Origin of the sequence: Kordiimonas aestuarii (genome assembly GCF_025574465.1) — a bacterium.
Classification (GTDB): domain Bacteria; phylum Pseudomonadota; class Alphaproteobacteria; order Sphingomonadales; family Kordiimonadaceae; genus Kordiimonas; species Kordiimonas aestuarii.
Genome location: NZ_JAOBPP010000020.1, coordinates 513,981 through 531,862, shown reverse-complemented (window position 1 = coordinate 531,862; position 17,882 = coordinate 513,981). Strand labels below are relative to the sequence as shown.

Here is a 17,882-nt window from a genome sequence, read left to right as displayed (position 1 = left end):
GGTCAACAGTGGTGAACTATGAAATAGTTTGCGCCTTATCGTTTAAAGAGGGATAGACCTGATGAAAAAAATGCTTATATCGCTAGCACTTGCCGCAACCGTGCCGCTTGGCATGGCTCTCTCGAATGATGGCACTCCCTCAGCCGCCGAGGTTGAAGTCTATATTATCAGCCCAATGGATGGCGAGTCGGTGAAAAACCCCGTAACGGTGCGCTTTGGTCTCAAAGGCATGGGCATTGCACCTGCGGGTACCGAAAAGGAAAACACCGGCCATCACCATTTGATCATCGACACCGATTTGCCGCCGCTTGATGAAAATATCCCGATGGATGAGCAACATGTGCATTTTGGTGGTGGTCAAACAGAAACCAGCATAGAGCTGACGCCGGGGAAACATACATTTCAACTATTACTCGGCGATATGAACCATATTCCACACGACCCTGCAGTGGTCTCCCAAAAGATCACCATCACCGTCGTCGAATAACGGCGGTGATGTTTATTTCCGGGTAGCAAGCGGTCGCTGCTCAATCACCAAAAGAGGGCGGTGTCACTTTAGTAACATTGACCGGACTACCCTTACGATCGAGAACCGCCGCCTGGAACCGGCCTTTCCATTCCTGCTTGCGCAGGAAACACATGCTTTGCTGCTGCTTGGTCCCGTAGCACCTGTTGGTATCACGGGTGTGGCGCAGAAGCCCGGCCTGGCTCAGGTGGCCATCATTGAAATTCGCCCGGTGCTCAAATCGCTCAAGCTGTTTGTTCAGTTCGTCATAATGCGCTTCATAGTCGGCATTCAGATGTGCGACAAGAAGGGCTGACGTGTCTTCAGTTTCCACGTCGGCCAGAATCCCCTGAATTTTGACATAGCTGTCTTCACTGCAGGCCAACCATTGTTCGGTATCGCGAACATAGTCCTTCGCTTTTTCATTCAGGAGGCTGCGACCGCTTGATGAGTGTGTTCGTACCGGAGCAGACGGTACGGACCCGCACAGTTCGCTTAAGCTCGGAATTTTTGATAGTGCCTGATCTGCCGGGCTGGCAGTTGCCGGGCTGGCGATCATGGCTGCGAGGGCAACCGCACAAAGCGTTTTCATCTCGAACACTCCTATGTTGATGACACTTGCTAGTGTACAGGAAACGCTATTGTGCGCAAGCACGAATTGTATCGATACATCCTTGGCTGGATTGTATTTTTTCCTTTCTTTCGCCATCGCCGGGACCTTAAGCTGCGCTCTTCTTAAAATCATTGCAGACCAGCCGGAGCCACCCCATGCCACATTTGGTTATCGAATACAGCGACGTCGATTATTCCCGTGCTGTTGTTGCCGACATGATGAGCGCAGCACACGCTGGGGCCATGGCATCCGGCCTGTTCACGGAGCAGGACGTGAAAGTACGCGCCTACCCGTGCCAGTATGTTCTTGTTGGTGGCGACGTCGGCAGTACCATCCATGTGACGGTCTATTTGCTCTCCGGCCGGGATCAGGACACACAGAAAAAGCTTGCCGCCGCCGTGCTCGAGCATATTGCGGCGCTTGACCTGGCTCCGAGTTCACTGAGTGTTGATTGTCGCGACATGGACCGCGCAGTTTATAGCAAGGTAACAACAAAGACCTGAAACAATCGAATAGGGGGGACTGATGAAACTAAAAAAATCAATTCTTACAGCGGCGGGCATACTGTCGCTTGCGGGCATTTCTTATGCCGATGATCATACCGACCCACCAGTTGAGGTACAGCGCCTGCATAAAATGGTGTCAGACGTATCGGCTGACCGTATTGAAACGGACATTCGCAAGCTGGTTTCTTTTGGTACGCGCCATTCGCTGTCGGATACAAAGTCTGAAAGCCGGGGCATTGGTGCTGCGCGGCGCTGGATCGAGGCAGAATTCAACCGCATCTCCGAAGGTTGCGTTGCCAAGCTGGAGGTATATACCGTTTCAGACACTGTAACCGGTCGCCGTGTGCCGGAGCCGACGGAGATCGTTGATGTGATCGCTGTCCAGCGCGGCATTCTCGACCCAAACCGGGTAGTGATCATGTCTGGCGATATTGATAGCCGCATTTCAGACCCCTTAAACGGCAAGGACGACAGCCCGGGCGCAAATGACAACGCTTCCGGCATGGCCGGTACAATCGAGGCCGCCCGTGTGCTCTGCCAGACCAGGTTCCCCGGCACCATCATTTATGCTGGCCTGTCGGGCGAGGAGCAGGGGCTTTATGGCGGCCGCATCCTCGCGGACCACGCCAAGGAAAAAGGCTGGCGGATCATGGGCGTTCTCAACAACGACATGATCGGAAATATCGAAGGTATCAACGGGGTCATCAACAATACAACAGCGCGCGTATTTTCTGAGGGAACCCGCGACAATGAAACAGCCGAGGAGGCTCGCATTCGTCGTTTTTCGGGTGGCGAGGTTGATAGTCCCAGCCGCAACATCGCGCGGCTTGTTGACCGTCTGGCCGACGGCTATATCCCGAACCTTGATGTGATGATGATCTACCGCCTTGACCGCTTTAGTCGTGGTGGACACCATCGTCCCTTTAACGAAGCTGGCTGGCCCGGCGTGCGTATCATGGAAACCAACGAAAACTACAATCGCCAGCATCAGGACATTCGAACCGAAGGTGGTATCAACTATGGTGATGTCATTGAGGGGGTGGACTTTGACTATGCCGCAAAACTCACCTCGCTGAATGTTGTCACGCTCGCTTCAATGGCAGGAGCCCCGCCATTTCCCGCCGACGTGAAGCTCGCCGGCGCCGTACAACCCTCAACGACAATCAGTTGGGATATTCGCGGCGACGAAAAAGAACGTACCAATCTCAAGGGTTTTCGCATTTACTGGCGCCTGACGACAGATGCCCAGTGGCGCTGGAGTCACTTTGTCCCGGCTGATAAACGCACCCATACCCTTGAGAATGTGGTTGTTGACAACTATTTCTTCGGGGTAGCATCGGTGGCTAACGACGGCCTTGAAAGCCCGGTTGTTTTCCCGGGACCAATGGGGGCGTTTGATACAGCCAAACAGTAGGCCGGACCTGTTGTGCCAGATCACACAGATCTCGCACAGTTTCCGCACAGGTTTCGCACAAAAATCCGCATCCGCCGCACAGTTTTGACACAGATGTGACATGACGTGAGTGCTGCGGATGCTATATGTGTATCTCACCAATAACGAGTGAGGTTTCTGTGCCCAAATACCTGTTTCGTCTGATAGCTGGCGTATTTTCCTTTGCGGCTTTTACATGCGCTGCTCTCGCGGCGGAGCCAGTGGCGACGGCGCAGGCCAGCCACAGTTCATTGCATGTCTACAGCGAACGGGGCAGCCCTAAACCCGATGCCGTTCAATGGCTTGCGGTTCAGATAGTCCCGCGGGAAGGCTGGCATTCCTATTGGCAAAACCCCGGCGACAGCGGAGCATCTCCGATCCTGGACTGGCAGCTGCCGGACGGAATTGCCGTCTCGCCTCCGCTTTACCCAACCCCGGAACTGATACCCGTGGGCCCCTTGGCCAACTATGGCTATCACGGCTCGTCCGTGCTGCTGGTCCGTCTTGAAACAAGCGAGGGCTTCTCTGCCAAGCCCTTGGTTTTAGAGGCAGAATGGTTGACCTGCGAGGTTGAATGTGTCCCGCAGTTCGCCACACTCACCGTTGATATGGAGGAGGGGCGCGGCGAAAAAATACCCGGGAATTCCGGGCTTTTTTCCGCGGCCCGTGCCAAGCTGCCTGAACCTTCCTATTGGAGTGCAAGGCTCGAGATCGCAGGCAATGCCAGTAAACTGACAGTATTCATGACACCATCCGATGTGGAAGGTTTTGAAAACGCCCTGTTTTTTGCAGGAGCCGATGGCCTGCTTTCCTATGCTGCGCCGCAAGAATGGCGCTGGTCAGATGAGGGGCTTGTTATCAGCATGGTCAGGGAAGCCGGGGCCCCGGCACCTGAAAGGGCTGATGGTTTGCTGGTCCTGGAGGATGCCAACGCGGGGCGGACAGGCTATCACCTGACCCCAACCCTGTCTGTTGCCTCGCCCCAAGCCGGTGAATCCGATGCCATTAGCTATACAGTGCCAAGCATGCCGTTATGGCAGGCCGGGCTTTTTGCGCTGTTTGGTGGGTTGATCTTAAACCTTATGCCGTGCGTGTTCCCGATCCTGTCGCTCAAGGCTTTTGCATTCCTGTCCGCCAACTATAAAACCGAGGCAAACCGCAGGCATGAAGGGCTTGCCTACACCTTCGGCATCTGGCTTAGCTTTATGGCCATCGTTGGCGTGCTGGTTGCCCTCAGGGCTGGTGGCGCGGCGGTTGGCTGGGGTTTTCAATTGCAGGAGCCGCTTTTTGTCGCGTTGATGATGACGCTTATGACATTTGTCGCGCTTTCACTCGCTGGCTTTTTTGAGCTACGCCTTGGCGTTGAAGGGGCAGGGCAAAACCTCGCCGCCCGCGAGGGTATACAAGGAGCTTTCTTCAAGGGTATTCTGGCGGCCCTTGTGGCCACACCATGTACCGCGCCGTTGATGGCGCCCGCGATCGGCTTTGCGCTGACCCAGCCACTCTTCACCGTTTTTATCGTTTTTTCCTTGCTGGCCATTGGTTTGGCGCTGCCATTCCTCGCGCTCTCCTTCATCCCGGCCTTCGCAAAGCTTATGCCTCGCCCAGGCCCATGGATGGAAAAAATGAAGGAAGCGCTCGCCTTCCCGATGTTTCTGACGGCAGCCTGGCTCCTCTATATATTTGATCGCCAGCTTGGCGCGGTTGCCACACTGCTTCTGCTTACCGGTCTGATTGCCAGCATATTTGGCGTCTGGCTTTTCAAGCAGGGGCAGGGCAGATGGTTGCGCGGATTTGCGATGCTTTTCCTGGTGGGCGGCCTTGTGTTTGTTGCCTCGAAACCCTGGAGTGGCCTTACTGGAGAAGTTGGCAATGTATCACCCCAGGAAGAGGCATACAGTGACGCGCGGGTCGCAGAGTTGCGTGCCGCTGGCAAGCCTGTATTTGCCTACTTCACTGCAGATTGGTGCATCACCTGCAAGGTGAATGAGCGTATGGTTCTCGTCACGGATGATATCGACGGCCTGTTTAACGATGCCGGTGTCCATGTCCTGAAGGGCGACTGGACAAACCGGAACGCGGATATCGCCGAAGTACTTGCACGTTACGGCCGGGTTGGCGTGCCGCTTTATCTCTATTTCGCGCCAGGCGAGCCGCAGGCGATAGTTTTACCTGAGATCCTGACCAAAGGTGCTGTTCAAACAGCAATTAACGGGAGTGAATGATATGAAACATCATATTTTAAAAGCCATTACCATTCTTTCCTTAGGTGTTGGCTTAACCTGTGCAGCCACGGCCGAGCCGGTAATCGGCAAACAAGCGCCCGTATTTGAAGGGATGACAAGCTCGGGTAAGACACTCGCCCTGCAGAGCCTTAAGGGGAAACCTGTGATGCTTGAGTGGACCAACCATGAGTGCCCCTACGTACAAAAGCATTACGAGAGTGGCAATATGCAGCGCACTCAACGCGCCCTGACCGAAGACGGCGTGATCTGGGTTTCCGTCATTTCCAGCGCCCCGGGTGAACAGGGATATGTCGACGCCGAGGAAGCCAATCGTCTGAGCGAAAGCCGTGGTGTCTACGCGGACCACGTCGTTCTTGACCCCGAGGGTACGATCGGCCGCCTGTATAATGCTAAAACGACCCCTCACATGTTTCTGATCGATGAACTGGGCGTGCTTCAATATATGGGGGCGATCGATGATAAACCGTCTGCGCGCCCTTCGTCACTGGAAGGTGCCAAAAACTACGCGCTCGCCGCCTGGGACGCGCTTCAATCCGGTGAAAAAATAAAGGAAACCAGCACCAAACCCTATGGTTGCTCAGTGAAGTACAAGTAAGGAAATCAGGCTTTTCTCAACACCCTGACGGAACTTTTTTCTTGTCTTACAGGAAGATAGGCAAAATTAAGTGTGTGTTAAAGCTATTGATTGAGACTGAATGCGCTGTAAGATGCATTTGATTATGTGTCTTGTATCAGGCTTTATTTATTAACACGCGGGGCAGGCGCACCATATGTTCCTAATTATCGGTCTTGTAGTCGTCCTTGTGATGGTTTTTGGCGGCTTCGCGCTGGCGGGCGGCAAATTCACCATCATTGTCAAGGCATTGCCGTTTGAGCTGATGATCATCTTTGGTGGCTCCATTGGTGCGTTTGTCAGTGCAAACTCAAGCGGCGTCATCAAGGGCGCGCTCGGCGGAATCGGCAAGGTGATGAAGGGCCCACACTGGAAAGCGGATGACTACCGTGACCTGTTGTGCCTGATGTTTCTGCTGACCAAGACCATTCGAACCAAGGGGGTTGTTGCTATTGAGGCGCACATTGAAAACCCTGAGGAATCCAAAATATTCCAGCAGTTTCCACGCATTGTGGAAGACCACCATGTGGTTGAATTCATCTGTGACTATATCCGCATGATGACCATGAACTTCGATGATCCGAACCAGATGGAAGACGCGATGAATATGGATCTCGAAAAACACCACGCGGAAGAGCACGAGCCACAACATGCCTTGCAAACCATGGCTGATGGTTTGCCCGCCGTCGGCATTGTTGCCGCGGTGCTGGGGATCATTAAGACCATGGCGGCAATTGCCGAACCGGTCGAGGTCCTTGGCGGCATGGTCGGTAGTGCGCTTGTCGGGACTTTCCTCGGTATCTTCCTTTCATACCTGATGATTGCGCCCATCGCCGGACGGCTGAACCAGATATTGGTGGAAGACGGCCAGTTCATGCAGCTTATTAAAATTGTGCTGGTGTCGCACCTGCAGGGAAACCCGCCACAGATATCTGTTGAACTTGGCCGACGCAACGTGCCTTCCCACCTGATGCCGACCTTTATCGAGCTTGAGGAAGCCATCGCGGAACTGCCGCCTGACATTTGATGGTTTTCTGAAAAAAACCAATGACGTCAGCGCGGCCATGCCTCAAAATGGTCGCGCTTTTGTATGTACAGTGAGAATTAATCATAAAGGGTCGATATCATGCTTGAAGGCAAGAAAATCCGTGTTGGTATATTGGGCGCCAGTGGATACACAGGGGCAGATCTCGTGCGGCTTCTTGTGCGCCACCCCAACGTGGAAATCGCCCTGATGACGGCCGAACGTAAGGCAGGCATGCCGATTGGTGACGTGTTTCCGCACCTGATGGACCTTGAGTTGCCCGACCTGATCGGCCTTGACGAGGTCGAGTGGCCCGCCGTCGAGCTTGATGTTGTTTTCTGCGCGCTGCCGCACGCCACCAGCCAGGAAGTAATCAAGGGGTTATTGCACGCCACAGGCCATAGCCTGCTGGATGAAATGATTGTGGAGACCGCGGGTGATCTCGCGTCCTCGTTCAGCGGTGAGGTAAAGGTTATTGACCTGTCGGCCGACTTCCGCCTGCGCAATGTCGAAACCTATGGTGAATGGTACGGTCGCGAGCATGGGGCGCCAGAGTTGCAGGGCAAAGCGGTTTATGGACTGCCGGAACTCTATCGCGACGCTGTCAAAGGCGCGGCGCTCGTCGCGTGTCCCGGCTGTTATCCGACGGCCGCACTCTTGTCGCTGGTTCCACTGCTTCGAGGTGGACTGATTATGCCGGAGGATATCATCATTGATGCCAAGTCCGGTGTGTCTGGTGCCGGGCGCTCGCTGAAAGAACCCAACCTTTTTGTCGAGGTTTCGGAAGCGATGCACCCCTATGGCGTTGGCCATCACCGCCACATGCCGGAGATAGAACAGGAACTGACAGCGGCAGCCGGTACAAACGTGTCCATCAGCTTCACACCGCACCTTGTGCCCATGAACAGAGGCGAACTGGAGACAATTTATGTGAAGCTGACCGACGGGCAGACTGCGGCAGATCTCAAATCCCACCTTGAGGGTTTCTATGCCAACGAGCCCTTTGTGACCATCCTGCCCGAGAAGGTTATGCCGGCGACCCGCATGGTTCGCGGGTCCAATGGCTGCGTGATCAATGTCTTCGAAGACAGGCTCGAGGGCAGGGCGATCGTTATCGCCGCCATTGATAACCTCGTAAAAGGCTCTTCGGGCCAAGCTATCCAGAATATGAACCTGATGCTGGGCCTTGACGAAAAGACAGGACTTGAACAGGTCGCAATGTTCCCATGAGTGACGCTAAACCGCTTTATAAAGAGACGAGCCTCGGCGGTCGGCTAACCCCGTTCAAGGGCATTTGGCCAACTGTGGCCGATGACGCATTTATCTTCCACGGCGCCCAAGTGGTTGGTGATGTCAAAATTGGCAACGGTGCCAGCATTTGGCATAATTGTGTCTTGCGCGGCGATGTAAACTCTATCCGCATTGGGCGCCGCACTAACATCCAGGACGGCACGGTCATTCATGTAAGCACCAAGACTTTTCCAACCCTCGTCGGAGATGATGTTTTAATCGCACATATGGCCATGCTGCATGGCTGCACCCTTGAGGACAATGCCTTTGTTGGCATGGGTGCCATTGTGATGGATAATACAGTTGTCGAGAGGGATGGCATGCTGGCCGCTGGCGCCATGCTTACGCCGAACAAAACAGTGCGCAGCGGCGAGTTGTGGGGCGGGAGCCCGGCAAAGTTCATGCGGCATGTGACCGATGCTGAGCTGGAGAAAAACCGCTCAATGGCCGAACACTATAGAAAGCTCGCTGAACAACACCGTTTGGATAGCCTCGGCCTTACCTCAGACCTGCCATATCCCTGAATACCCTCCAGGTTGCTGTGTTGCAATAATATCGCATTCCCGTTGCCTTGTGCGTTTCGCTATTGCAAGGCATTCGCATTCTTAGTATCTAACGCTTCAATAATCATTACGGTGCTGCCATCCGCAGCACAACGGTTCAGAGGAGCGTTACTCATGGTATCCCGCCGCCATACTGTCTTGGCACTGCTTTCAGGTGTCTGTCTTTCGTCACTTGCTGCCGCCAATGAGGCATCAACTGTTGAAGAAGTGCTCGTTTCAGCTACCCGCACGCCAAAGCCTGTGAGTGCCATCCCGAATATGGTGACCATCATCAGCGCCAAAGACCTCGACGAGCAGTTGACACTGGCAACGGACACCGCCGGTATTCTTGCTAATCTGGTGCCCGGTTTTTCGCCAAGCCGTCAAAAAATGAGTGGATTCGGCGAGAGTTTCCGCGGCCGCAGCCCACTTTACCTCATTGACGGAGTACCCCAGTCCAACCCGCTGCGCGATAGTTCTCGCGATGGCTATACCATTGATATGGCGGTCATTGAGCGTATTGAGGTAATTCACGGTGCCAACGCTATCCAGGGCCTTGGTGCCACAGGGGGCATTATCAACTTTGTCACCAAAAAGCCGGACACCAGTGGTGACCTGAAGCTTGGCGTTCAAGCTGGGATCACGACCACAGACGACTTTGAAAGTGACGGCTTCGAGTATCGCGGCAGTGTCTATGCCACGCAGAAGGTAGGCAAGCTCGATTATCTCGCATCGGTTAGCTATCACAAGCGTGGCCTGATGTACGATGGGCAGGGCCGCACGATTGGCGTCGATCAGACACAGGGTGACCTCGGTGACAGCGAGCAGCGCGACTTTTTCGCCAAGGTCGGGTTCGAGCCGACAGATGATCAGCGTATCCAGTTCACTATCAACGACTTCAAACTTGCGGGTGACGGTGACTACGGCACACTAGCCGGGGACCCGGCAACCGGCCGCCCTGCAACAGCCCTAGAGGGAGCGCTGCAAGGCGAGCCCGGCACCAACGATGTGACAACCATGTCGCTGGATTATCGTCATGGGGCTATTGCTGGCGGCACATTGACCTTTCAGTTGTATTCACAAGATTTCCGCGCCAGCTTCGGTGGCGGCACCTTTGGTACATTTCAGGACCCGACCATCGCGCCGGTAGGAACCCTGTTTGATCAATCAGAAAATAATTCCGAGAAGTTCGGCGCTCGAATGACATGGGACAAACAGAATGTGGCTGACACTGGCGTGAATGTCTTCACAGGCGTTGATTATCTGCAGGATAAAACCTATCAGCGCCTGATCTTCACGGACCGTAACTGGGTGCCGGAGACGAAGTTTGAGAATATTGCCCCGTTCATACAGGCTGAAGCCCCATTTGGCGATGTCGTGACCCTCTCCGGTGGTCTGCGGTATGAAAACGCCAAGCTCAAGGTCGATGACTTCCAGTCCCTGGCAGGCAACCGCGCATCCACTGACTATGCCGTACTGACGGTTGAAGGGGGAAGCCCCTCGTTTGATGACCTGCTAATGAATGCCGGCATCCGCTTTGAACCCGTTGAGGGTTTGACATTCTATAGTTCATACGCCGAAGGCTTCACGATGCCTGATGTCGGCCGGGTACTCCGGGGTGTGTCAACTCCGGGCTCATCTGTTGACAGCATTTTCGACCTTCAGCCTGTTAAAGCCGACAATATCGAATTGGGTACGACCGTGACCATGGGCCGCATCCTGGCACAGGCAAGTGTGTTCCAGTCCAAATCGTCCGAGGGTGCACGTTACGTCGCCGACAGTGATGGATTCCTTCGTGTTCAGCGGGAAAAGACACGTATTCGCGGCTTTGAAGCCATGGTGGAAGCCAGCGTTACCGCAGAGTTCAGCTTAGGGGCAAACATCTCCGTTCAGGAAGGCCGTGTCGATACCGACGATGACGGCGCCCTTGATGCTGACCTGGATGCGGTCAATATCGGCCCTAATCGCTTAAACCTCTATGCCGCCTATCAGTATGGTGCATGGTCGGCGCGTGTGCAGCTCGCACATCTGTTTGACCGTGACTTCAGTAACGCGGCAGATGCCCTGGCGGCCGAATTTAACGGCTATGATATCGTTGATTTGCACGTCGGCCTCCAAATGGAGACAGGCAAGCTGCAACTGGGTGTGCAGAACCTGTTCGACAAACAATATATTACTTACTATTCACAAGCGGGCACGACGCGGGGTGACCGCTACTTCGCGGGCCGTGGGCGGGCGATCACCTTGTCATACCAAGCTGAATTTTAGGCTGCCATCAACGCCCTTGCGAAAGCTTATTTATGCGCCGGTCGCTCAAGAAAATTCACCAGTTTATAGGCGTTTTTGTCGCCATATATATTCTGGTGATGGCGGCGACCGGCACCTTGCTTGTCTACAAAGACGCCGTACTACGCCTTGCGATCCCCGAGGTCGCGGGTACAGTAACTACATTATCGTCGGCACAACAGGCCAATACCCTGAAACAGATAGAGGTTCTGTACACAGACATTGGTGTGAGGTCGGTCAAGCTACCTAGACCAGGGATGAACGCCTATAAGGTCTACCTGAAAGACAAAAGCGAAATACTTCTGAACGCGGCTACGACGAAACCTGTGCACGATCCTATACACGTGGCAGCAACCTTCACCTTGCTTTTTGATATCCACCATCGGCTTGCAATGGGCGAGTTTGGCGAAGAGGTCGTTGGTATATTGGGCCTGATTGCATGCTTTTCTGTCATTAGCGGTATGTACCTTTGGTGGCCTTGGCGTAAAGGCTTCCGGCTACGGAACATTGTTCCCGCCAGTAGCCGTGCTACATCATATCGCGGGGCGCATGTAACGCTGGGCGCGGTGATTGCGCCACTGCTGCTCCTGACAACAGCCACAGGGTCCGCAATGATCTATTCAGGGCAGGTGCGCGCAGCCCTCACCAGCGTTTTTGGTGGTAGCAAGCCAACGGTATCAATTGCACCAGACTGGACATTCGACGACCGTGAAGCTTTGTTTGATGGCAAGGTCAAAGCATTTCCTGACGGTATGGCAACAATATACATACCGCCGCGGGAAGAGGGCGGTGACTATACCATACGCTTAAAGATGCCCAGGGAATGGCACCCAAATGGCCGTAGCACCATCAGTGCCGACCGACAATTGACGGGCTTGACGGCCTATAACGCGTCCGAAGCCGCGCTGGGCCACAATATCGCGGATGCCATATATCCTTTACATTCCGGGAAGACGGATAGTGCGCTTTGGCAGCTCCTCATCGCCCTCTCCGGGCTGGGTGCCGTTGCTCTCGCATATATGGGCTTTGCCGCCTACCTCAAACGCGCGCGCGCACGCTTCGACATCAAATAGCCAAATAATAATGCAATTTTGATACAGGTGGCATTGATTTTGCGCCCTTGTTTCGCTAGCAAGGCATCCCAAGTTATTGCCCGTAAATGTTTTTTTACTAAACAGAGAGGTATCCAATCATGAGTTTCGAACTGCCAAAACTCCCCTATGCGCAGGACGCCCTAGAGCCACATATTTCAGCCGAGACCCTTGGCTTTCACCACGGCAAACACCACAACGCCTATGTGACCAACCTGAACGGACTTGTTGAAGGCACCGAATTTGAGGGCAAAAGCCTTGAACAGATTATGGTCGCAACGGCTGGTAAAACAGACAAAGCCGGTATCTTCAACAACGCCGCCCAAGTATGGAATCATACCTTTTACTGGCATTCCATGGTGCCAAATGGCGGCGGCGAACCAACAGGTGTGCTTGCAGACAAAATCAACGCCGACTTTGGCAGCTTTGACGACTTTGTCGATGCTTTTAAAAAAGCGGGCGCCACACAGTTTGGTTCAGGTTGGGCTTGGCTGGTGCTCGACAAGGAAGGCAAACTTGACGTGGTCAAGACCCCAAATGCTGAGTGCCCGCTGACAGAAGGAAAAACCCCATTGTTGACCATGGATGTTTGGGAGCATGCCTATTATCTGGACTATCAGAATCGTCGGCCGGATTACATCTCGACCTTCCTCGGCAAACTGGTGAACTGGCAGTTTGCAGCAGCAAACTATAGCGCGGCAACGGCCAAAGCCGCCGAGTAATTTAGCGCATCGAGACAATAAAAAAGGGCCGAAAAACGGCCCTTTTCCTTTCTAATCTATCGCTTTTAACCTACCAGCCAGCACCACCATTTTGTCCGCTCACCATGCAATACAGCATTGGGATGGAAAGCAGGGTGTTGGTCCGGCTAAACAGCATCGCTTTACGGGCGGCCGCCGGCTTCGCTGCCGGGTCGGCGTCGACGAGACCAAGGGCTACTTTCTGGTTAGGCCAGATGATGAACCACACGTTAAACCACATGATGATGGCCATCCACATACCAATACCAATCGATCGCGTGCCTTCAGCAAGCGTCAGCGCGTCGACGATGTAGCCGTTCGCGGTCGCAAGCCATAGGCCACTGGCAAGCGTGAACATCGCTCCCCAGCGGAACCACCACAAGGCCTTGGGCGCGATATGTTTGCCGATGGCGGGCTTCAGTTCATCAGGTATCGATGGCATGGTCGGTATTTGCACGAAATTGAAATACCACAACAGGCCGATCCACATAACGCCCGAAAGCACGTGAATATAGCGCGCGATAAATGCGGCATCAAAATCAAGCCCCATGAAACCTTTTGTCATGATGGCGATGACAATCACCAAAAGTACAAAACCGGCAATCACCGTATTTTGAATCGATTCAAGAATTTTTCCCATTTCCTAGCTCCCCATTTGCAGATGCAAATTCCCTAACAGAGCCTAAATCTTACTGCTGCGGTCAATGTTTCACAAGAAAAACAGCGGATTAAGCAAAGAATGAAGGGGAAATCAGTTGCTTTTAACATGGCAAATCGTCATTTTCGCGCCATGAAACCATCTCCTGAAGCCGTTGAATTTTGCCGGAATATGGTGCGAGAGGACGACCTTGAGCGCTATTACACCACTCTTTTCGCGCCTGCGCAAAAGCAGGCTGACCTGTGGGCTCTATTTGCCTTTAATCAGGAAGTTGCCAAAACACGGGAAAGCGTCTCTGAGCCGATGATTGGCGAGATCCGCCTACAGTGGTGGCGAGAAGCCCTTGAAGGCATTTCGCACGGCATGCCACGGGAACATCCTGTTGTGCAGGGCTTGCGCCACATTACGGTGTATGAGGAAATACTACCGCTGTTGGAAACCGTCATCGATGGCCGCGGTCAAGATCTCGAGATGGAAAAAACCGCCGATATCAACGCATTGATACGGTATGCAGATAGCGTCGGCGGCGCCTTAAACGAAGCGGCGGCCCGTATCCTTAAGCCAGGTGCAACCGATAGTGAGTGTGCCCTGGTGCGCTCCAGTGGTCGTGCCTGGGCGATGCTGGGCATCATCAGGGCCTTGCCTTATCAGGTTCAGGATACCAAGACTTTCTCTGTCATTGGGGCAACCACCGAAAGTGTCAGCGGCATGCCAGTTGATGAAATGGAGAAACAACTCAGGCCACTTACAACTGAAATGGCCGCTTATGTGCGTCAGGAGCTCGCCAAGGCACAGGATGGCCGGGGAGTTAAAGCGATTCGCCCCGTTCTAGCGTTGAACAGCCTGACAAAATTACATCTCCGGGCCTTCAGAAAAGCCGGGGATAGCCCATTTGGAATGCATGAATTGGAAAGTGGTAACCTCAGGAAGCTGGTGGCGCTTACCTTTTATCATTTGTTTTAAACATACCAAAAGCCCGCAAAGCTATCGCCTGCAGGCTTCGTAGGACCTGAAAGCAGGTCTTACGCTTGAATGTCTACTTTTTCACCTACGCCAGGACCGGTAGAAGAAGGTTCGGCCTCTTTACGCTCAACAGCGGAATCATCCGCAGCCTTACGTTCCGTCGCAGATGACTCAAGTGACCCTGAACGACCGGCTGCAACGATGTCAGCACTGCTCGCGGTGGATGCGCCTTGAATATCCATATATTTTGCTCCATCCGCGTGTGTTTACCCATGACACACGCTCTCTCAACATTTATGACTATACACTAAATGCGGTCAAAGCCAAAGTTTAAAGCGTTTGGGCCAGTTTCAGGAGTTTCCATGCACCTGCTAAATCGTCAAATTTCTACGTGTTTGCTGTGCCTTGCCCTTGCGGCTTGTACATCGGGTGGCCCCTCAAAACGAGCGACCGAAGACGTGGGGCCGCTATCTGCCTACGCGCGCAACAATCTCGCAACCAATAACCCAGAAGGCCTTGTCAAGGTGGGGGAGGGGTTCGAGAAAGCCGGCGATTACGCTGGTGCCTATGTCCTTTACCAGCAGGCGCTGGCTGCCGCACCCGAACTCCTGTCTGCGCGTATCGCCGTTGCCCGCATCCAAACTCCCCTGGGAAAGCCTGAGGCAAGTGTGAGGGCACTGACGATACTGATAAGGGAGCAACCGCAATCAAAAAGCGTACGCATGGCTTTAACCGAAGCCCAGATAGCGATGAGTGACTATCGCAGTGCATCAGAAACGTTCCGCCCCCTTCTTGACATTTCCCAAAGCCCCGCAGCCTATGATATGGCCGGTCGCCTGGCGTACGTTGGCGGTGACAACCAAGAGGCGCGCACCTATTTTGATCGGGCTCTGAAGCTGGACCCTACAAACCCGGAAGCGCTGCAGCACCTAGCGTTTTCTTATGCCATTGAGGGGCAGTTTGACAGCGCGGTCGCCCTCCTGCGAAAAGCGATGGACCGCCCGGATGGGCAATTGCCCGCACAGCGCAGCCTTGCGGCAATATACGCGCTGTCCGGACAAAGGGATGCCGCACTGCATATCGCAAAGAGCGCCATGTCCGCAGAGGAAGCGAACAGCTTGCGCACCTATTATCAGTTACTGCCAAGATTAAGCGCAAAAGAGCAGGCGGAAGCTTTGATGTTTGACCGCATCCCCAAAGAAGCAATCACACGCCTCAAGCAACCATGAGGCAATATGCCCCTTGCCCACATAGGCATCGCGGGGTAACAGTGCGCCGTAAACAACGTTCAATTTAAGTGGGATAGTATTGTTGAAACAGTGTCAGAATATGTCTGAGGTCAGGGCGGAAATCGACCGTGTGGACCGTTTGATCGTCCCACTCCTCCTTGAACGCCTCGAATACATCAAGCAGGCGGGCCATATCAAACCCAAGCGTGATGCCGTACGGGATGAATGGCGCATTGAGGACGTTGTTTCAAAGGCTATGGGGACTGCGAACAGTCTGGGTGGCAACTCAGCCTACATTGAGGACATATACAGACATTTGATCGAATGGAGCATCGCTCATGAATTTGATGTCTGGGATGATGTCAATGTCTGTGCAGCGACGAAGCCTAAAGCTTAAGTGCGACTTGGACACTCTGTGCAAAAGGTAACGGTGGGGTCAAGCTCAAGACGCCTTAATGCAATTTCCTCTCCGCATTCGAGGCAATACCCGAACTCTCCGTCGCGCAAGCGCTTAAGAGCGGCATCCAACCGCTGTAAAGCCTGGCGACGGCGCACGGCAATAGCGTTGTTCATAGCCTGCCCCTGAAGTGCGTCCATTCGAGAGAGGCGCCCAACACGGGATTGGTCTAGCTGGACAGACTGACGTGCCTCACTCGACACGTCATCCAGTGCTTTGAGCTCTCCCTTCATGGCAAGGAGCCTGCGTTCCCACTCGCGTTTATCCGGCACATTGACCTCCTGCCCAAAAACGGTCCCACGGTGCGGCATCAACACCTGATGCAGCCCAACAAGGTATGGTAATGGGTAAGAATTATTAGGTTTCAATTCATCTTGTGCAAGGTGTATAATTGCCCAAGATGAATTGGGGCTTCGGTGCCGCGTTCATCCAGCCCAGAGGGCTTACCCCCATCGCCCTCTGGGCTTTTATTTGCGTCTACTCTGCCGCGCTTTGCCCCAGTTCCATCATTTCGTCTACATGTGCCCGGCGCGCGTCGTGCTCCTCCGCAACGGCCATATCATTGGCCTGCATTGCATCGATATCGATGTTGGCAAAGCCAAGGATGCCCATCTGAGCGTAGGCATGTTGAATTTTTTCGCCCCAGAGGCCGATATCTTTCACTATTGGTACGATGCGGCTGAAAAGGTTGGTGCGGAACATCTTCATGCCCTCGCTGTTCTCCAAATACTCAAGGCATTCCTTCATCGGGTATCCCAGGGTCTCCCATACCTCCTTGTTCTGGAAGCGGTCGCGCATGAGATAACAGGCTTCAATGAGGAATTCCTCACGTTCATTACGTTCATGCTGCGTCAACTGTGGATAAAATTCTCTCAGAGCAAGACGCCCAAAGGCAACGTGGCGAGCCTCATCCTGCATGACGTAGGCATTGACCGCCGAAGCCAAAGGGTCTGTTCCATGATCGCGAATATTTGCGAACGCAGCAAGCGCCAGGCCTTCAATCACAACCTGCATACCGAGATAAGTCATATCCCAGCGGCCGTCCCGCAGAACCTGATCAAGCAAGGTTTTGAGCGGACCTGTGATCGGGTAGGCGAGGCCAATTTTTTCGACCAGCTTCTTGTATGTCTCCACATGCCGAGCCTCATCCATTACCTGCGTGGCCGCATAAAACTTGGCCTCGGTATCGGGTACGTTTGTGACGATCTTGGCGCTGCAAATCAATGCACCTTGTTCCCCATGCAAAAATTGGGAATTGCTCCAGGCTGCCTGGTGACGTAACGCCTCTCCTTGCTCCTTGGGCGACATCCTCATGAAAAAGTCGGCACCGTAAAGCGGAAAATATTCTATTGGGATACCCAGCGGGTTGTCAGGGTTTAACTCATGGGACCAGTCGATACGGGCGTCAGTGTCCCACTGCATCGTCTTGCCCTTTGAATACAGACCAAGAAGATCTTTCCGGTCATCGCTATATTGCCAGTTGAACAGCGCCTCAAAATCCTGAGGTACTTCCCAGGCCGAATCTTCAATTGCATTTGCATAAAGCGGATCTAGCGCCATGGATTCCCCTCCCGTCATCACATGCACAGTCATTTATAGACGCTATAGTCTATAAAACATCACCTGTTCGGACAAGCTAATAAGTGACAATATTGTCAATAGCATAATAAAAGCCAACGCCAATAAA

General features: G+C 53.6%; 19 protein-coding genes. 14 read left to right on the top strand and 5 right to left on the bottom strand.

What is annotated here, in order from left to right:
* The first annotated feature begins 61 nt into the window (after nucleotides 1-61).
* On the top strand, nucleotides 62-487 hold the full coding sequence (locus OEU85_RS11900; protein ID WP_262691698.1) for a DUF4399 domain-containing protein: 426 nt from the start codon (nucleotides 62-64) through the stop codon (nucleotides 485-487).
* Between the two features lie 40 nt (nucleotides 488-527).
* Here OEU85_RS11900 and OEU85_RS11895 read toward each other — a convergent pair whose 3' ends face one another.
* Entirely contained in the window at nucleotides 528-1,097 is a 570-nt protein-coding gene (locus OEU85_RS11895; RefSeq protein ID WP_262691697.1) for a hypothetical protein, read from the bottom strand.
* Nucleotides 1,098-1,273: 176 nt separating this feature from the next.
* Here OEU85_RS11895 and OEU85_RS11890 point away from each other — a divergent pair, with 176 nt between their 5' ends.
* The 10 genes from OEU85_RS11890 to OEU85_RS11845 all read left to right on the top strand — a co-directional run bounded on the left by OEU85_RS11890 (nucleotide 1,274) and on the right by OEU85_RS11845 (nucleotide 12,870).
* Entirely contained in the window at nucleotides 1,274-1,621 is a 348-nt protein-coding gene (locus OEU85_RS11890) for a 5-carboxymethyl-2-hydroxymuconate Delta-isomerase (protein WP_262691696.1), read from the top strand.
* A 22-nt stretch (nucleotides 1,622-1,643) separates the two neighbouring features.
* Complete coding sequence (locus tag OEU85_RS11885) at nucleotides 1,644-3,038, top strand: M28 family peptidase (protein ID WP_262691695.1); 1,395 nt, start codon at nucleotides 1,644-1,646, stop codon at nucleotides 3,036-3,038.
* A gap of 158 nt (nucleotides 3,039-3,196) precedes the next feature.
* Nucleotides 3,197-5,281 (top strand): protein-disulfide reductase DsbD family protein, encoded by a 2,085-nt coding sequence (locus tag OEU85_RS11880; protein ID WP_262691694.1) that lies wholly within the window; start codon nucleotides 3,197-3,199, stop codon nucleotides 5,279-5,281.
* Nucleotide 5,282: 1 nt separating this feature from the next.
* A complete protein-coding gene (locus OEU85_RS11875; RefSeq protein ID WP_262691693.1) occupies nucleotides 5,283-5,897 on the top strand; it encodes a redoxin domain-containing protein in 615 nt (204 codons plus the stop codon).
* Between the two features lie 175 nt (nucleotides 5,898-6,072).
* Complete coding sequence (gene motA / locus OEU85_RS11870) at nucleotides 6,073-6,942, top strand: flagellar motor stator protein MotA (protein ID WP_262691692.1); 870 nt, start codon at nucleotides 6,073-6,075, stop codon at nucleotides 6,940-6,942.
* A gap of 99 nt (nucleotides 6,943-7,041) precedes the next feature.
* On the top strand, nucleotides 7,042-8,169 hold the full coding sequence (argC, locus tag OEU85_RS11865) for an N-acetyl-gamma-glutamyl-phosphate reductase (RefSeq protein WP_262691691.1): 1,128 nt from the start codon (nucleotides 7,042-7,044) through the stop codon (nucleotides 8,167-8,169).
* On the top strand, nucleotides 8,166-8,753 hold the full coding sequence (locus OEU85_RS11860) for a gamma carbonic anhydrase family protein (protein ID WP_262691690.1): 588 nt from the start codon (nucleotides 8,166-8,168) through the stop codon (nucleotides 8,751-8,753). Before argC ends, OEU85_RS11860 begins: the two co-directional genes overlap by 4 nt.
* A 153-nt stretch (nucleotides 8,754-8,906) precedes the next feature.
* Nucleotides 8,907-11,039: a TonB-dependent receptor gene (locus OEU85_RS11855; protein ID WP_262691689.1), complete on the top strand. Its 2,133-nt coding sequence runs from the start codon at nucleotides 8,907-8,909 to the stop codon at nucleotides 11,037-11,039.
* A 32-nt stretch (nucleotides 11,040-11,071) separates the two neighbouring features.
* Nucleotides 11,072-12,130, top strand: a complete 1,059-nt coding sequence (locus OEU85_RS11850; RefSeq protein ID WP_262691688.1) for a PepSY-associated TM helix domain-containing protein — start codon at nucleotides 11,072-11,074, stop codon at nucleotides 12,128-12,130.
* Between the two features lie 119 nt (nucleotides 12,131-12,249).
* A complete protein-coding gene (locus OEU85_RS11845; protein WP_262691687.1) occupies nucleotides 12,250-12,870 on the top strand; it encodes a superoxide dismutase in 621 nt (206 codons plus the stop codon).
* A gap of 70 nt (nucleotides 12,871-12,940) precedes the next feature.
* Here the strand turns inward: OEU85_RS11845 and OEU85_RS11840 are convergent, their stop codons facing one another.
* Nucleotides 12,941-13,528, bottom strand: coding sequence for a urate hydroxylase PuuD (locus OEU85_RS11840; protein WP_262691686.1), 588 nt, complete (start codon nucleotides 13,526-13,528; stop codon nucleotides 12,941-12,943).
* A gap of 99 nt (nucleotides 13,529-13,627) precedes the next feature.
* Here OEU85_RS11840 and OEU85_RS11835 point away from each other — a divergent pair, with 99 nt between their 5' ends.
* The gene (locus OEU85_RS11835; protein ID WP_262691685.1) at nucleotides 13,628-14,509 is read left to right on the top strand and encodes a phytoene/squalene synthase family protein; all 882 of its coding nucleotides are present in this window, start codon (nucleotides 13,628-13,630) and stop codon (nucleotides 14,507-14,509) included.
* Nucleotides 14,510-14,568: 59 nt separating this feature from the next.
* On the opposite strand, the gene OEU85_RS11830 is transcribed toward OEU85_RS11835, so the two are convergent.
* Entirely contained in the window at nucleotides 14,569-14,751 is a 183-nt protein-coding gene (locus tag OEU85_RS11830) for a hypothetical protein (protein WP_262691684.1), read from the bottom strand.
* 120 nt (nucleotides 14,752-14,871) lie between these two features.
* On the opposite strand from OEU85_RS11830, the gene OEU85_RS11825 reads away from it, so the two are divergent.
* Together OEU85_RS11825 and OEU85_RS11820 are read left to right on the top strand one after the other, a co-directional pair.
* Complete coding sequence (locus tag OEU85_RS11825; protein ID WP_262691683.1) at nucleotides 14,872-15,738, top strand: tetratricopeptide repeat protein; 867 nt, start codon at nucleotides 14,872-14,874, stop codon at nucleotides 15,736-15,738.
* An 82-nt stretch (nucleotides 15,739-15,820) separates the two neighbouring features.
* Nucleotides 15,821-16,135 carry a chorismate mutase gene (locus OEU85_RS11820; RefSeq protein ID WP_262691682.1) on the top strand — a complete coding sequence of 105 codons (315 nt, stop codon included), beginning with the start codon at nucleotides 15,821-15,823 and terminating at the stop codon, nucleotides 16,133-16,135.
* Here the strand turns inward: OEU85_RS11820 and OEU85_RS11815 are convergent.
* Nucleotides 16,132-16,311 (bottom strand): TraR/DksA family transcriptional regulator, encoded by a 180-nt coding sequence (locus tag OEU85_RS11815; protein WP_262691828.1) that lies wholly within the window; start codon nucleotides 16,309-16,311, stop codon nucleotides 16,132-16,134. The two genes, OEU85_RS11820 and OEU85_RS11815, sit on opposite strands and share 4 nt — an antisense overlap.
* Before the next feature lie 361 nt (nucleotides 16,312-16,672).
* A complete protein-coding gene (locus tag OEU85_RS11810; protein ID WP_262691827.1) occupies nucleotides 16,673-17,773 on the bottom strand; it encodes a ferritin-like domain-containing protein in 1,101 nt (366 codons plus the stop codon).
* Nucleotides 17,774-17,882: the final 109 nt, after the last annotated feature.

Coding starts and splice junctions, on each gene's coding strand:
- motA (WP_262691692.1), top strand. CDS start 6,073: ATGTTCCTAATTATCGGTCTTGTAGTCGTCCTTGTGATGGTTTTTGGC.
- argC (WP_262691691.1), top strand. CDS start 7,042: ATGCTTGAAGGCAAGAAAATCCGTGTTGGTATATTGGGCGCCAGTGGA.
- OEU85_RS11900 (WP_262691698.1), top strand. CDS start 62: ATGAAAAAAATGCTTATATCGCTAGCACTTGCCGCAACCGTGCCGCTT.
- OEU85_RS11845 (WP_262691687.1), top strand. CDS start 12,250: ATGAGTTTCGAACTGCCAAAACTCCCCTATGCGCAGGACGCCCTAGAG.
- OEU85_RS11830 (WP_262691684.1), bottom strand. CDS start 14,751: ATGGATATTCAAGGCGCATCCACCGCGAGCAGTGCTGACATCGTTGCA.
- OEU85_RS11810 (WP_262691827.1), bottom strand. CDS start 17,773: ATGACGGGAGGGGAATCCATGGCGCTAGATCCGCTTTATGCAAATGCA.
- OEU85_RS11875 (WP_262691693.1), top strand. CDS start 5,283: ATGAAACATCATATTTTAAAAGCCATTACCATTCTTTCCTTAGGTGTT.
- OEU85_RS11850 (WP_262691688.1), top strand. CDS start 11,072: ATGCGCCGGTCGCTCAAGAAAATTCACCAGTTTATAGGCGTTTTTGTC.
- OEU85_RS11895 (WP_262691697.1), bottom strand. CDS start 1,097: ATGAAAACGCTTTGTGCGGTTGCCCTCGCAGCCATGATCGCCAGCCCG.
- OEU85_RS11860 (WP_262691690.1), top strand. CDS start 8,166: ATGAGTGACGCTAAACCGCTTTATAAAGAGACGAGCCTCGGCGGTCGG.
- OEU85_RS11815 (WP_262691828.1), bottom strand. CDS start 16,311: ATGAACAACGCTATTGCCGTGCGCCGTCGCCAGGCTTTACAGCGGTTG.
- OEU85_RS11840 (WP_262691686.1), bottom strand. CDS start 13,528: ATGGGAAAAATTCTTGAATCGATTCAAAATACGGTGATTGCCGGTTTT.
- OEU85_RS11825 (WP_262691683.1), top strand. CDS start 14,872: ATGCACCTGCTAAATCGTCAAATTTCTACGTGTTTGCTGTGCCTTGCC.
- OEU85_RS11885 (WP_262691695.1), top strand. CDS start 1,644: ATGAAACTAAAAAAATCAATTCTTACAGCGGCGGGCATACTGTCGCTT.
- OEU85_RS11855 (WP_262691689.1), top strand. CDS start 8,907: ATGGTATCCCGCCGCCATACTGTCTTGGCACTGCTTTCAGGTGTCTGT.
- OEU85_RS11835 (WP_262691685.1), top strand. CDS start 13,628: ATGAAGGGGAAATCAGTTGCTTTTAACATGGCAAATCGTCATTTTCGC.
- OEU85_RS11890 (WP_262691696.1), top strand. CDS start 1,274: ATGCCACATTTGGTTATCGAATACAGCGACGTCGATTATTCCCGTGCT.